Source organism: Streptomyces sp. NBC_01433 (genome assembly GCF_026340105.1).
GTDB lineage: Bacteria > Actinomycetota > Actinomycetes > Streptomycetales > Streptomycetaceae > Streptomyces.
The window spans coordinates 968,027-980,808 of the sequence record NZ_JAPEPM010000002.1; the positions used below are offsets into that span (position 1 = coordinate 968,027).

At 70.9% G+C, this 12,782-nt stretch carries 13 protein-coding genes and 3 pseudogenes; 8 read left to right on the forward strand and 8 right to left on the reverse strand.

Annotated elements, in window-relative coordinates; translation table 11 throughout:
* Positions 1-28 precede the first annotated feature (28 nt).
* The gene (locus OG413_RS31875; RefSeq protein WP_266811664.1) at positions 29-1,405 is read left to right on the forward strand and encodes a diaminopimelate decarboxylase; all 1,377 of its coding nucleotides are present in this window, start codon (positions 29-31) and stop codon (positions 1,403-1,405) included.
* Positions 1,406-1,846: 441 nt separating this feature from the next.
* On the opposite strand, the gene OG413_RS31880 is transcribed toward OG413_RS31875, so the two are convergent.
* From OG413_RS31880 to OG413_RS31890, 3 genes are all read right to left on the reverse strand, one after another.
* Positions 1,847-2,200, reverse strand: a complete 354-nt coding sequence (locus tag OG413_RS31880; protein WP_266811666.1) for a GNAT family N-acetyltransferase — start codon at positions 2,198-2,200, stop codon at positions 1,847-1,849.
* A 40-nt stretch (positions 2,201-2,240) separates the two neighbouring features.
* Positions 2,241-2,666, reverse strand: coding sequence for an aspartate 1-decarboxylase (gene panD, locus OG413_RS31885; protein WP_266811668.1), 426 nt, complete (start codon positions 2,664-2,666; stop codon positions 2,241-2,243).
* A 169-nt stretch (positions 2,667-2,835) separates the two neighbouring features.
* A complete protein-coding gene (locus OG413_RS31890; RefSeq protein ID WP_266811669.1) occupies positions 2,836-3,162 on the reverse strand; it encodes a nuclear transport factor 2 family protein in 327 nt (108 codons plus the stop codon).
* A gap of 66 nt (positions 3,163-3,228) precedes the next feature.
* Here OG413_RS31890 and OG413_RS31895 point away from each other — a divergent pair.
* From OG413_RS31895 to OG413_RS31915, 5 genes and pseudogenes are all read left to right on the forward strand, one after another.
* Positions 3,229-3,411, forward strand: a pseudogene (locus tag OG413_RS31895) (hypothetical protein); the annotation flags it as partial.
* 462 nt (positions 3,412-3,873) lie between these two features.
* A pseudogene (locus OG413_RS31900) lies at positions 3,874-4,005 on the forward strand (chlorite dismutase family protein); the annotation flags it as partial.
* Positions 4,006-4,227: 222 nt separating this feature from the next.
* On the forward strand, positions 4,228-4,797 hold the full coding sequence (locus OG413_RS31905; protein WP_266813203.1) for a DUF4240 domain-containing protein: 570 nt from the start codon (positions 4,228-4,230) through the stop codon (positions 4,795-4,797).
* Positions 4,798-4,998: 201 nt separating this feature from the next.
* Positions 4,999-5,806, forward strand: a pseudogene (locus OG413_RS31910) (IS701 family transposase); the annotation flags it as partial.
* Between the two features lie 424 nt (positions 5,807-6,230).
* A complete protein-coding gene (locus tag OG413_RS31915; protein ID WP_266811671.1) occupies positions 6,231-6,578 on the forward strand; it encodes a hypothetical protein in 348 nt (115 codons plus the stop codon).
* Between the two features lie 737 nt (positions 6,579-7,315).
* On the opposite strand, the gene OG413_RS31920 is transcribed toward OG413_RS31915, so the two are convergent.
* Positions 7,316-7,495 (reverse strand): hypothetical protein, encoded by a 180-nt coding sequence (locus tag OG413_RS31920; RefSeq protein WP_266811673.1) that lies wholly within the window; start codon positions 7,493-7,495, stop codon positions 7,316-7,318.
* Positions 7,496-8,091: 596 nt separating this feature from the next.
* Between OG413_RS31920 and OG413_RS31925 the strand changes: the two genes are divergently transcribed.
* Positions 8,092-8,589, forward strand: a complete 498-nt coding sequence (locus OG413_RS31925; protein ID WP_266811675.1) for an isochorismatase family protein — start codon at positions 8,092-8,094, stop codon at positions 8,587-8,589.
* Between the two features lie 57 nt (positions 8,590-8,646).
* Positions 8,647-9,555, forward strand: a complete 909-nt coding sequence (argB, locus tag OG413_RS31930; RefSeq protein WP_266811676.1) for an acetylglutamate kinase — start codon at positions 8,647-8,649, stop codon at positions 9,553-9,555.
* 8 nt (positions 9,556-9,563) lie between these two features.
* Here the strand turns inward: argB and OG413_RS31935 are convergent, their stop codons facing one another.
* The 4 genes from OG413_RS31935 to OG413_RS31950 all read right to left on the reverse strand — a co-directional run bounded on the left by OG413_RS31935 (position 9,564) and on the right by OG413_RS31950 (position 12,770).
* On the reverse strand, positions 9,564-10,094 hold the full coding sequence (locus OG413_RS31935) for a GNAT family N-acetyltransferase (protein WP_266811678.1): 531 nt from the start codon (positions 10,092-10,094) through the stop codon (positions 9,564-9,566).
* A 167-nt stretch (positions 10,095-10,261) separates the two neighbouring features.
* Complete coding sequence (locus OG413_RS31940; RefSeq protein ID WP_266811680.1) at positions 10,262-10,969, reverse strand: 4'-phosphopantetheinyl transferase superfamily protein; 708 nt, start codon at positions 10,967-10,969, stop codon at positions 10,262-10,264.
* Positions 10,969-11,196, reverse strand: a complete 228-nt coding sequence (locus OG413_RS31945) for a hypothetical protein (RefSeq protein WP_266811682.1) — start codon at positions 11,194-11,196, stop codon at positions 10,969-10,971. The genes OG413_RS31940 and OG413_RS31945 overlap by 1 nt, the downstream gene beginning before the upstream one ends.
* On the reverse strand, positions 11,193-12,770 hold the full coding sequence (locus OG413_RS31950; protein WP_266811683.1) for an amidohydrolase: 1,578 nt from the start codon (positions 12,768-12,770) through the stop codon (positions 11,193-11,195). Before OG413_RS31950 ends, OG413_RS31945 begins: the two co-directional genes overlap by 4 nt.
* Positions 12,771-12,782: the final 12 nt, after the last annotated feature.

Sequence of the window (12,782 nt, forward strand, 5' to 3'; positions counted from 1 at the left end):
TGGGGCCACCATCACCGACTCTCGCCGTATGACACAGACTTCCTTCCAGGACACCGGTACGCGGCCCGCCGCCAGGTTCGACGACGCCGTCCGCGCGGCCGTCGAACAGGGGCTGCTGGGCGAGCGCGGCACCGTCGCGGGCTTCATCGACATCGATGGCGTACGCGAGAGTGCCGCCGCGCTGCACAGCGCGTTCGCCGGGACGCCCGGTGTGCTCCACACGTTCGCGGCGAAGGCCGCCTCCCTGATTCCCGTACTGCGACTGCTGGCCGACTGCGGGATGGGGTGCGAGGTGGCCAGCCCCGGTGAGCTGCGGCTCGCCCTGGACGCCGGGTTCGCACCCTCGGCCATCGTCCTGGACTCCCCCGTAAAGACGCGTGAGGAGATCCGGCTGGCGCTCGCGCTGGGCGTGGCCTTCAACGCCGACAGCCTCCAGGAGCTGCGGCGGATCGACGAACTGCGCTCCCGTGACACCGAGTCCGTCCTCGGACTGCGGGTCAATCCGCAGGTGGGCGGTGGTTCCATCGGGGCGATGAGCACGGCGACGGCCACCTCCAAGTTCGGGGTGGCGCTGCGCGACGCGGGGGCCCGCGGGGCCGTCGTCCAGGCGTTCGCGGACCGGCCGTGGCTGACCCGGCTGCATGCTCATGTCGGCTCCCAGGGCTGCCCGTTGGAACTCATCGCGGCCGGGATCGCCGAGACGTACCGGCTGGCCGAGGAGATCAACGAGCGGCTGGGGACCCGGCGGATCACCAGTCTGGACATCGGCGGCGGGCTCTCGGTCAACTTCGACGACGACACGGTCCGCCCCACCTGGGCCGACTACGTGGCCGCCCTCATGGACGCGGAGCCCGGTCTCTTCGACGGCCGCTATGCGCTCGTCACCGAGTTCGGCCGGTCCCTGCTCGCCAAGAACGGCTTCATCGGCGCCCTGGTGGAGTACACGAAGGACGCGGGCGGACGCCGTATCGCGCTCACCCATGCGGGTGCGCAGACCGCCACCCGTACCGTCTTCATGCCCGACGCCTGGCCGTTGCGGGTCGGGGCGTTCGGCGCGGACGGGCGCCCGAAGGAGGGGCCCGCGCTGGCTCAGGACATCGCGGGGCCGTGCTGCTTCGCGGGGGACGTGGTGGCGCACGGCCGGGAGCTGCCGGAGCTGGGCGAGGGCGACTTCGTCGTGCTGTACGACACGGGGGCCTACTACTTCTCCACCCCGTGGGCGTACAACAGCCTGCCGCGGCCCGCCGTGTACGGCTTCCGGGCCGCGGCGGCCGACGGTTCCGCCAACGTGGTGTTCGTCCCGGTGCGGGACGCACAGACGCTGGACTCGATCGCGGCGGAGAGCGGTCTCGCCCATGCCGACGCGCTGATCGGGCCCGGAGGTGCGGCTTCCCGGCCCTCGTGAGGGTCCTCATGACTGGTCGCGCGACCTGTCACGTGACGGACCCGGACCGCGCGGCGGCCCGCGGGACGCTCAGGGGCTCAACGTCTCACCCGGCCGGCTGGGGCGAGGGCTCCGGCTCCGGTACGGGGTCGGGGTCGGGCCTCGGCGGCTGCGGAATCGGGTCCGGCGACGGCCCCGGAGGCATGGGGCCGGGGCCCGGCGGTACGGGCGGCGGGCCGGGCAGGGGCGCGGGCGGACCGGGCACGGGTGCGGGCGACGGCGGTACGGGATCGGGGTACGGGTGGGTCATCTCGGACCTCCAAAGCGTCGGACAACGTACGGGTGGAGCTCATCTCCACCGTCTCCCGGTGCGGCTGCCCGCGCCCGTCGAGTCCACACATGCGCGCCACGGATACCTCCACCCGCGCCTGCCCGGCCGCCCACGTGGGGTGTCCTCCCAGGTCAGAACAGCTCGGGGTGGGACTTGAGCTGCCGCTCCGCCTCCTGGACCAGCTCGGCGGGGGCCACGGGCGCCTGCTCGGGGTGGCGCTGCGCCCATTTCGCCGCGTACGGGCAGAGCGGAACGACGGGGACTCCCTCACGGGTCGCCATGACGTAGAACTCCTGGACGAGGGCGCCCGCGATGCCCTTGCCCTCGTGACCCGGCTCGACGACGGTGTGCACGGCGACGAGGGCACCGGGCGCCGGGTCCATCACGAAGTACGCGATGACTCCGGCCGCCTTGCCGTCCTCGTAGGCCACGAGATCGCCGTGGGCCCGGTCGTCCCGGATCTCTACCGCGGAGTTCTCTGCCATGGCGGGGCTCCCTGCTGTGTGCGGGCGTGGACGGGGCGGGTCAGCCGGCCGCGGGCACCGCGTGCGGGCTGCGTTCCGTACGGGTCCCAGGAACGGGCGCGGAGGTGTCGTCGCCGAGCGCGACGATCCGGTTGTCCGCGTCGACGTGGACCACTCTCGGGGTCAGGGCGCGGGCCTCGGCGTCGTCGACCTGCGCGTAGCTGATCAGGATGACCAGGTCGCCGGGGTGCACGAGGTGGGCTGCCGCGCCATTGATGCCGATGACACCCGAACCGCGCTCACCCTCGATGACGTACGTCTCCAGGCGTGCGCCGTTGTCGATGTCGACAATATGCACCAGTTCACCGGGCAGCAGATCGGCGGCTTCCATCAGCTCGCCGTCGATGGTCACGGATCCGACATAGTGCAGGTCGGCCTGGGTCACGGTGGCCCGGTGAATCTTGGACTTGAACATCGTACGCATCATCGAGAAACTCCCGGAGTTATGCTCCCTGCCTGCGTTTTCGCAGGTCAAGGGCGTTTCCTACCTTACAACGAGTCGCGTGCCGGGGCAGCGCTCCCCAGGCTTTCCAGGGCTCATGCCGACCACGTGCCGACGACGCGCTCGACGGCGCCCGATCAGGAAGGTTCGGCAGTCAGCGGAGGAAGTCGACGTGGTCGATCAGGCCGTCGCGGACCCGGTAGGCGACCAGCACACGGAGGGGGTCGTCCGTGATGCCGTGGGCGATCTCGTGGTCCACCACCCAGTCGCCCTCGGTGAGTCGGCCGACGATCTCGGCCCGGCAGCGGCCCTTGGCGAACATGTCGGCGTACGCCTCCCGCACGGCGTCGCGCCCGAGCAGGCGGTCGCCGCCGCGGCGGTTGACGCAGACGTCGGGGGCGTACGTCGCCGCGAAGGCTTCGAGGTCATGGCTGTTGTAGGCGGCGAGCTGGCGTTCGACGATGGTCTCTGGGGTGGTCATCAGTTGATCATGCAGAATGCTCCCTCACTCGTCCAGGGAAAACCGGGACTGCCTGCCGATCGGGACATTTCCCACTTCGTACGACCTCCCGTTCCGTATCCGCCTGTAGCGGCAGTTCGGCTCCATGAGGGCGGAGGCCCTGAAGTTCTGCGTTACGACGAGGTGCCGATTCCCGAGCCGGGGCCGGGCGAGGTGCTCCTTCGCGTGCACGCGGTCGGCGTCAGTCCCCTCGACGTGTCCCTGCGCGACATCACGCGCGGGGCCGACGTCGGACTCGCGACGCTGCTGCGTCTGACCAGCGGTGCGTCACCCGCTCCGTGGTGGAGATCGTGGGCGCGGAGACACCCGGTGCCCCGGTTCGGCCGATCGGCCAGGAGTTGCCTCGGGAGACCGGACGCCGGAGCGCGTCGCGCTCCATGAGCCGCGCCCGCCTGTCCCGCGGGGCGAGCGCGCGCTCGCCCCGCGGCCGAATCATGGACGAAGGTGAGCGTGACGGGCGGGCGAAGTCCTGCTCGGCCCCGTAGGGCAGCAACTGCCCCAACTCTGCCCGTTCACGCCACGGTTGGAGTCGTCCATGCTGGGCGACGAGTCGGTGGCGCTGGGTGCGGTGCGGCATGCGGTGGACCGGCTTGAGAACGAACTGTTCACCGTGGGCGAGATGCGGAGCTGACCCTGGAACATCGCGCCGGACCGCTCCGGACCCGCGGCCCCACCGCGGACGACCCGCAGGACGCCCACCGGTCATTCCGGCGCACCGCCATCGGCCTGCGCCTGGAGCCGGTGTGGTCGCGACTCGCCCTCCACAGGCCCGCCGAATTCGACAAGAGCCACATCCCCGCATTCCCTGGCCGCCTGGTACTCCAGCCGTAAATCGTGATCACGCTGGCGCTGCGGGAATTCTCGATCAACGGTGTGACGGCGGATCAGCTCGCCCCTGAACGCGGCCCTTGGGTGGTGCCGTGGCGCCACCATGGGTGCATGGTCGTTGTCCGGCGGTGAGCTGGCCTGGCGCCCGTTGCGCCGCAGGCCTCGGGGTCTCGAAGCGCCTGGCATACTCAGGCCGTGATGGATGTCGAGGAGTTCTGGGCCCTGATAGGGGAGGCGTGCGCCGAGGTTGACGCGCTGGAACTGGACTTCGACGATCGGCGCGACGCGTTCGGGCACGCGTGCGAGGAGCAGCTTGTGAACCGCACGCCTGCCGAGATCATCCAGTTTTCCCTGCGCCAGTGGCAGCTGCGCGACCATGCCTACCGGTACGACCTGTGGGCGGCGGCGTTCCTCATCGAAGGCTGGTGGTCCGACGACGCGTTTATGGACTTCCGCGACGGCCTCATCTCGCTCGGCCGACACTGGTACGAGCGCGCGCTCGCGGATCCGGACTCTCTCGCTGACCATCCGGCGGTGCGGGACGGCGGGGACGTGCTCATCGGGAACGAGGACTTCAGCCAGGTGGCCCACCGGGCCTACCAACGTCTCACCGATGAATCGGACGGGCTCAACGAGGCGCTAGAGGCTTCCCCAGAAGCCGGCCCGCTCAGCGCCATGACCGAGCCAGCCGGAGCTCGGTGGGACGTCGCCGACGACAATGAGATGCGCCGCCGCCTGCCAAGCCTCGCCGGAATCTATCTGGACTGATACTGCAGCGGTGGATCCTGATCACGCTGGCGGGGCCGTGCGGACATGGATGCGGACGCCGTTGGTCATCAGTGTATGAAGACAAACGATCGCGCGGTGGCCGCAGGTCACAGCGTAGACCCTGCCCGCTGACAGGACGCATTCGAGGGCCTGATGAACCGGATCGCGGGCTGATTCGCCCGGGTCGAACCCCGCCGCCGGATACGACGGTTGGTGCTCGGCCTACTCTCGGACCTGCCCCGCAAGAACTGCTGGACCATCGCCGAGTGGGCTGGGGACGCGACCCCAGATGGCATGCGGTACCTGCTGAACCGCGCCAAATGGGACGCCGATATCGTCCGCGACGACCTTCGCGACTACGTGGTCGAGCACCTCCACAAAGACGAGGCCGTCCTCGTGGTCGACGAGACCGGCGACGTGAAGAAGGGCACCGGCCCCATCGGTGTCCAACGCCAGTACACCGGCACCGCAGGCAGGATCGAGAACTCCCAAGTCGCCGTCTACCTGGTTTACGCAGGTCAGCGGGGTCATGCTGCGGTGGACCGGGAGCTGTACATCCCGCGCTCGTGGACCGACCAGCCCGACCGCTGCCAGGCGGCCGGACTTGACCCGGACACCGCGTTCGCGGCCAGGCCCGAACTGGCCACCCGCATGGTCGCCCGGTTCCTCGACACCGGCCACCACGCCCGCTGGCTGGCTGGCTGGCTGGCTGGCTGGCCTGGCGACGGTCTACGGCGGCAACCCGAAACTGCGTGCCGCCTTGGAGGAACGCGGTACCGGCTACGTCCTCGCGGTGGCCTGTAATCGCGAATTCACCACTCAGGCAGACAAACTCCGCGCGGACACCCTGGCCAAGAAGCTCCCCGAGCAGGCCTGGCAACAGCTGTCCGCCGGGGCCGGCGCGAAGGGGCATCGCTTCTACGACTGGGCCCACATCGACCTGCCCGATCCGACCCCCGGCCACCGCCATCTCCTGATCCGCCGCAACCGCACCACCGGCGATCCTGCCGGACAACATGATGCGACAGACTCATTCCCACGGCCTTCGTGCTGAGCGTTGTGTGTTCCTTGGTCGGATCACATGCTCAGCCGAAGGCCGCCCGCACGTAGGGCAGTTACCGGTCCGAGTGATCGAGTACGAGGACTCGCTCGGACTCCGAGGTTAAAGATCAAGCTAGGCCGCGCGGGAATGGGTCTGTGAGCCCCGGACGTACCCCTTGACGCCGTCGAGACCATCCTCGAACGGGGCCACGCGGAGAGCTGATGACGACGCCCCACAGTGGATGGCAGCCGAGGGTGACCGATCCCCCCACGGCCCGGAAGGTGACGCGGGGAAGAAATGACGAGAAGTCACCCCGTCACAGAAATATCGTCCATATGATCGACCTCGGCTCCCGCGGGTGGGACGGGAGCGGCGACAGGAGGAGGGGACCATGTCGAGCATGTCCAGGCGGTCACTGCTGGGGTATTCGGGATCGGCGGCGGCGGGCGCCGCGTTCGCGTCCGCCGGGACGGCCACGGCCGCCGGTGCGGAGGAATCGCGGTCGACCACGGTGGAGTTCGATCCGGGGACGGAGTTCGCGGCCCAGGCGAATGCCGCCGACTCCGACCTGATGATGGAGATGACGTTCAGCGTACGAGTGGACCGACCCAACGGTGTTCCGTCGGCGCAGGAGATCACGCCGCTGGAGATCGCCGAGGCGCTGTCCGCACTCGCCGAGGCGAAGGGCTGGCCGCCGATCACCTTCTACGGCACGCCGCCCCGCGTACCGCTGAACTGACCTGCCACAGGGGCGGGTCGGGGGGTACATCCATCCGCCCCACGGTGCCGGCGCGACGAACGGGCCCTGAAATCCAACGGGTTCCGCACATTTACGCGCCCATCCCCCGCCGGTACACGGCTGCCGCCCCACCGGCGCCCGTGTCCGGCGGCAGAACGAGCCCGGGCAGGACGATCAGGCTGTCGGCGTATCGACCGGTGCGGCGGCCCGTGAAGCAATTCCGGACACCCGCTCGGACGCGGACGCGGCGCGCGAGTCGGGCCCGGCGGTTCCCGTCGCGCCCGACTCGCCTTCCACTGCCGGTGCCCGATGCGGTTGGCCTGCATGGTGACCGCGTCGGGGGACTCGCCCGGGTGCGTCGCCCTGACGACCTCGGCGATGCCGGAAGCCGCGCCGCGGATGACCAGCACCAGCGCCACGGTCGGGAGGAGCGGGTATACGAGCCACAGCGGTAGGCCCATGGCGACAAGCTCCTGGATCAAGCCGTTCATGATTCCGTCCTCGGGCGTCGGGAGTGGGCGTGCGGGTTCGGCGGCCGCCTGGCCGTGCCGCGATATCCGTACTCGGACGCGAGAAGGGCTCCCGGTCACCGGGAGCCCTTCTCCATCGGCGTGAGTCCATACCTCTCCTCGCGCAGCAGGTCGCTCACGGCCCGTTCATGACGCCGGGGACCACCCCTTCGACGAGCCGACCACTCCCCCATCTGCGGTCAGCTCGTCGAGCGGGGTGCGCCGGTGTCACAGCCGTGCCACCTGGCCCGAAAGGTCGATGCGCACGGGTTCGCCCACCGGAGGCGCGAGGACAGGACGCGGCAGGGTCAGAGCCGATTCGGGCGTGATGAGCCTGATGAACCAGGTGACGAATCCATGCCGGATGGCAGCCGGCGGTGCCACCAACTCGGTGAGAGGTGCCAGCACAAGAACTCCTTCGTCAACCGGAAGAGAGAGGTGATAGACCTCCCCGAACGGCCACCGCCGTGCATCTCTTCGGGCATCGGTTCTCTCCCGCTGGTGTGTGATCAACCGGTCAACAGGAATCAGTCACGGGCAGCGCCGGATGTCACCGGATCCACCGAGCATCTTCTGTTCCCTTCGGCGACCGGTGATCACTGTGCCCACGCACGACAGCCCCGCCGGGCAGGGAACCCATCATCAGTTCGCGGGCGACAGCCGCTCCCGTGCGGCCCGGCACCGTCGCCGGATACCTCAACTCGCCCGGGCGCGGCGATGGTTGCGGGCACGGCCATCCGCGGGCGTACTTGGCGGAAGCGTAGATCACAATTAATTAGGTTAGGCTAAGTTAATCGTCGTTTGGGGGCTCGGTTCGCGGGCCCGGTCATCCGGGAGGGGCCAGCCATGGGCTTGCCGGTCATCGAGTCCTACTCCATGCCCAACCGCTCGGCCCTCCCCCGCTCGTACGCCCCCTGGGCCGTCGACAGCGGACGCGCCGCGCTGCTGGTCCATGACATGCAGAACACTTCGTACGGGCCTTCCCGGCGCGGCGGTCGCCGGTCGTGGAGCTCGTCGAGAACATCTCCGCGCTACGGGAAATCGCCGGCCGACTCGGTATTCCGGTCGTCTTCGGTACCGAGCCGGCCGCCCAGTCCCCCGGCCGGCGCGGGCTCGTGGCCGATGTGTGGGGGCCGGGCATCGGCGACGAGCCCGAGGACTCCGCGATCATCGAGTCCCTCACACCCCGCCCCGGCGAGTTCGTACTGCCCCACGTCCGCCCCAACGCCTTTCTCCGCAGCCACCTCGGCCGGCTGCTGCGGTCGCAGGGCCGCGACCAGCTGATCGTCTGCGGCGTGTACGCGCAGCTCGGTGTCCTCCTGACCGCGGTGGACGCCTTCATGAACGACATCCAGCCCTTCGTCGTCGCCGACGCCGTGGCCGATTTCTCCGCCGAGGAGCACTCCACGGCCCTTCGCTGGGCCGCACGCAGCGGCGTCGTCTGTACGACGGACGGCCTGCTGCGTGACCTGCGGCCCGGCACGGACCCGCGAAACAGCTGACGGTTTCCCCGCACAACGGAAAAGAGACGGACGAACATGAGCGGGGTGGCGGCAGGGATGAGCAGCACCGTCGGACAGCGCGTCACGGCAGCGGACCTTCCGGCCGGGCATCCGGCCGCGGAGGCGCTACGGGGCCGGACGGTGGTCATCAAGTTCGGCGGCAACGCCATGGTGGACGACACCCTCCAGCAGACCTTCGCACGGGATGTGGTGGAGCTGCGTCGCGCCGGCCTGCTCCCGGTCGTGGTGCACGGGGGCGGACCGCAGATCAGCTCGATGCTCGACCGGCTCGGGCTGGAGGTCCGTTTCGAGGCCGGCCTGAGGGTGACCACCCCGGAGACCATGGATGTGGTCCGGATGGTGCTCACGGGGCGGGTCCAGCGCGATATCGTCGGCGCGATCAACGCCCATGGGCCCTTCGGCGTGGGCATGTCGGGCGAGGACGCGCACACCATGACCGCCGTGCGCCGCACCGCGCGGGTGGACGGACGCCCGGTGGACATCGGTCTCGTCGGCGACATCGTGACCGTGAACCCGGAGACCGTACGGGCGTTGCTCGACCAGGGCCGTATCCCGGTCGTCTCCCCCGTCGCACGCGGCACGGACGGACAGATCTACAACGTCAACGCCGATCTCGCGGCGTCGGCGCTGGCCGTCGCCCTCGACGCCGACCGGCTCGTGATGCTCACCGACGTCGAGGGGCTGTACGCGGACTGGCCGCAGAGCACCGAGGTCATCGAGCGCCTGACGGCCGCGGAGTTGGGTGAACTGCTCCCGGGGCTCGCGAGCGGGATGCTCCCGAAGATGGAGGGCTGCCTGCGGGCCGTCCGGTCCGGGGTCGGCCGTGCGCAGGTCCTCGACGGCCGGGTGCCGCACGCGGTGCTGGAGGGCATCCTCCTGGAGAGGAGCCCCGGCACCACGGTCGTCCCGGACCGGGCGCCCGACCGCTCCGGCGCATCCGCTTAGACCGACCTTCAGAGCGCGCGGGCGAGTATCTGTGCGCCTCGCCCGGAGTCAAGGGTTCGCGCCCAGGACGCGGGCGCCGCACTCGCGGGGGCCGGGGCGAAGCCGTACCTGAGGAAGAGGCGGCCGCTGCCGGTCGTCGCCGTGAACAGCGCCGCGAGCGGTCGGGCGCGCGCCCCGGTCAGCGCGGCTCCCAACAGCTGTGCGCCCAGGCCGCTTCCCTGCCGGTGCCGGGCGACACAGAAGTTGTAGAGGACGCCGGAGGCGCCGCCCTCCCGCACCGCGTCGGCGTGCACGCCCAACGCCAGGCAGCCCTCAAGGGTTCCGTCGGACGCCTCGGCGACGAAAAAGTCGGCGGCGCGGGCTACGTACACCTCCGAAGGGCGCTCACGCAGCGCGCCCGAGCGGACGAACGGCTCGGAGAGTGTGACGAGCGCGGCGGCGTCCCCGGGCTCTGCGGTGCGCAGCAGGAGCGGGAGTGGGCCGGGCGGGCGCGGCGAGCGCGGCAGCGGCATGACGGGGCGGGGCGTAGCCGTGGTCAAGGCGTTCCTTCCTCGGTTCCACCGTGCGCGAAGGGCAGTTGGAGCACCTCGGGGCTCCGACGCGACAGCAGAATTAAGGTTAGCCTCACCTAACTCAATTGACCAAGTCCGGATGAGGCCCGCCCGGTTGCCGCCCGCGCCGCTCGGCCCGGCGAACCCCGCCGCGTTCAGCCGCAGTTCGTACGCGTGTCCCGCGTACGGATCGCGCAGGCGGCGGCGTAGCCCGGAGGGGCGGGCACATCGGTGAGCGTCCAGCCGGGGACGGCCGCCGGTGCGGACCCCGCCCCCACGTGTGTGACGGAGATGTCCTCCCCCAACCCGATGCCGACGCCCTTGAGATAGGCCTCCTTGCGGGCCCAGCAGCGAACCACCGCGGCCTGCCGGGCCGCGTCCGGCAGTGCCGCCAGCTCCGCGCGCTCGGCCGGGTGGAACAGCGCCCCCATTTCCGCCGCCGTCACGGCATCGGGCGTCGCCTCGACGTCGACGCCGACCGGAGTGTCCGCGAAGGCCAGGAGGACGGCGTCACGCGAGTGGGAGAGGGAGAAGTGCGGCGCGCCTCCGGCCACCGCCGGGCGGCCGTGCGGTTCACCGCAGCCGGGGCAGGGCTCGCGCGTCAGCGGTACGTCCGCCGGATCCCGGTCGAGGTAGGCGCCGAGCAGCAGGCGCAGCGCCACATGCGCGGCCCGGTAGCGGTCGCGGTCGGTGTCCCGCAGGAAGGCCCGGCAGCGCGCCAGCTCCGCACCGTCCAGCACCGCTTGCCGTGCGAGCGCCCGGTCCCGGTACGCTCCCACGCGCAGCGACCACAGCCGCGGGCCCGTGCCCGGCACCCACGGCTCCGGCAGCGGATCCGTACCCATGACCGCCGGGGGCGTCATCAGGCGCACGGGCGGCCCGGATAGTCGTCGCCCTCCGGCACCCCGGCGCGGCGCATCCGGTGCAGGACCTCGGGCAGGAACTCGTCCTCCACGGGGGCCGGAACGTTGAGCTCCAGGTCGAAGGGCATGGTCTCGCCGTCCGCGTTCCAGATGACCCACCGGGGCGTGGACGTCCGCGGCTGCCACAGGGACGCCCAGGATTCGAGGCCGTCCGCCCGCGCGCTCACGACCTCGTCACCCGCTTCGTGTCGCGGCCGTCCACGAAGGTCGACACGACCTCGATGTCCCCGATCCGGGAGGTATCGACACGCGTCGGATCGTCGCCGAGCACCACGAGGTCGGCACGCTTGCCCGGCGTGAGACTGCCGGCGCTGCCGTCCCAGCGGCAGGCGTACGCACCGGCGACCGTATAGGCGCGCAGGGCCTCGTCTACGGTGAGCCTCTCGTCCGGGCCGATCAGCAGGCCCGAGACGGAGGCGCGCTCGACCATGAACTGGACCGCGCGCAGCGGCGATCCGTCCGTGACGGGCCGGTCCGAGCTGCCGACGACCGTGACACCGTGGTCGAGGAACCCGCGGCCCCGGTACATCCACGGGGCCCGCCGCTCGCCCATGACCGTCGCGTAGTCGTCGCCGAAGTAGCGCAGGAAGTTCGGCTGGACCACCGCGCTGACGCCGAGCCGCGCGAAGCGTGGGAGCTGGTCGGGGCGGATCAGCCCGGCGTGCTCGATGCGGTGCCGCGCGTCCGGGCGCGGCCGTAGCTTCTGCGCCCGCTCCAGGGCGTCCAGCGCGAGGTCCGCGGCGCGGTCGCCGATGGCGTGGACGGCGAGCTGCCACCCGGCGAGGTGCCCGTCCACGATGAGGTCCGTGAGGCGGTCGGGGTCGTCCTGGAGCTGCCCGGCCAGGGTCGTGCCCTCGTACGGGGAGGTGAGCGCCGCCGTACGCGCCATCATGCCGCCGTCGGTGTAGATCTTGAGCGCGCCCAGCGAGAGCCAGTCGTCGCCGAAGCCGGTGCGCATACCGAGGTCCAGGGCGCGCGGGATGCCGTCGTCCCGGTGCGTGGTGAGCGGCCGCAGGGTGTCACCGGCCGCCATGAGCTGGACCCGGAGAGGCAATCGACCCTGGTCCCGGAGCAGTTGGTAGGCGCCGAGCTCGACCGGGCTGTGGCCCAGCAGTCCGCCGCCGATGCCCGCCTCGGCGCAGGCGGTCACCCCTTCGGCGAGGCAGGCGCGGCCCGCGTGCTCGATCGCGTCGGCGAGTTCGGCCTGGGAGTACGCCGGACGCAGCCGCCGGGCGGCCGTCATCGCGCCTTCCACCAGGAAGCCGTCCTGGCGCGGTACGTCGGCCGGCAGCAGGTCGAGCACCGCGCTGTTGACCACGCAGGCGTGCCCGGAGTCGTGCATCAGGAACACCCGGCGCCCGTGGCTGACCCGGTCCAGCTCGGCGGCGGTCAGATGCCGCCCCAGGGCCCGTTGGTCGTAGCCCGCCAGGTCCACCCAGGAGCCGGGACTCTTCCGGGAGACGGCGTCCGCCACAGCCGCGAGCACGTCCTCGATCCGCTCGCAGGGGGCGACGCTCGGGGTGCCCGCCTTCAGTCCGGTCCACGCGAGGTGGACATGACTGTCGATGAACCCGGGGAGCACGGTGGCACCCTGGAGGTCGATGACCTCGCGTGCGGGAAGCGCGGTCACCTCCTCGTCCAGGCCGACGATCCGGCCCTGCCACATGCCCAGGTCGTGGGCGACGGGGCGGTCGGGGTCCATGGTGAGGATGTTGGCGTTCGTCAGCCGTGTGCAGAGCATCGTGCGCGGTCC

Coding starts and splice junctions, on each gene's coding strand:
- OG413_RS31875 (WP_266811664.1), top strand. CDS start 29: ATGACACAGACTTCCTTCCAGGACACCGGTACGCGGCCCGCCGCCAGG.
- OG413_RS31880 (WP_266811666.1), bottom strand. CDS start 2,200: ATGGCAGAGAACTCCGCGGTAGAGATCCGGGACGACCGGGCCCACGGC.
- panD (WP_266811668.1), bottom strand. CDS start 2,666: ATGATGCGTACGATGTTCAAGTCCAAGATTCACCGGGCCACCGTGACC.
- OG413_RS31890 (WP_266811669.1), bottom strand. CDS start 3,162: ATGACCACCCCAGAGACCATCGTCGAACGCCAGCTCGCCGCCTACAAC.
- OG413_RS31905 (WP_266813203.1), top strand. CDS start 4,228: ATGGATGTCGAGGAGTTCTGGGCCCTGATAGGGGAGGCGTGCGCCGAG.
- OG413_RS31915 (WP_266811671.1), top strand. CDS start 6,231: ATGTCGAGCATGTCCAGGCGGTCACTGCTGGGGTATTCGGGATCGGCG.
- argB (WP_266811676.1), top strand. CDS start 8,647: ATGAGCAGCACCGTCGGACAGCGCGTCACGGCAGCGGACCTTCCGGCC.
- OG413_RS31940 (WP_266811680.1), bottom strand. CDS start 10,969: ATGACGCCCCCGGCGGTCATGGGTACGGATCCGCTGCCGGAGCCGTGG.
- OG413_RS31950 (WP_266811683.1), bottom strand. CDS start 12,770: ATGCTCTGCACACGGCTGACGAACGCCAACATCCTCACCATGGACCCC.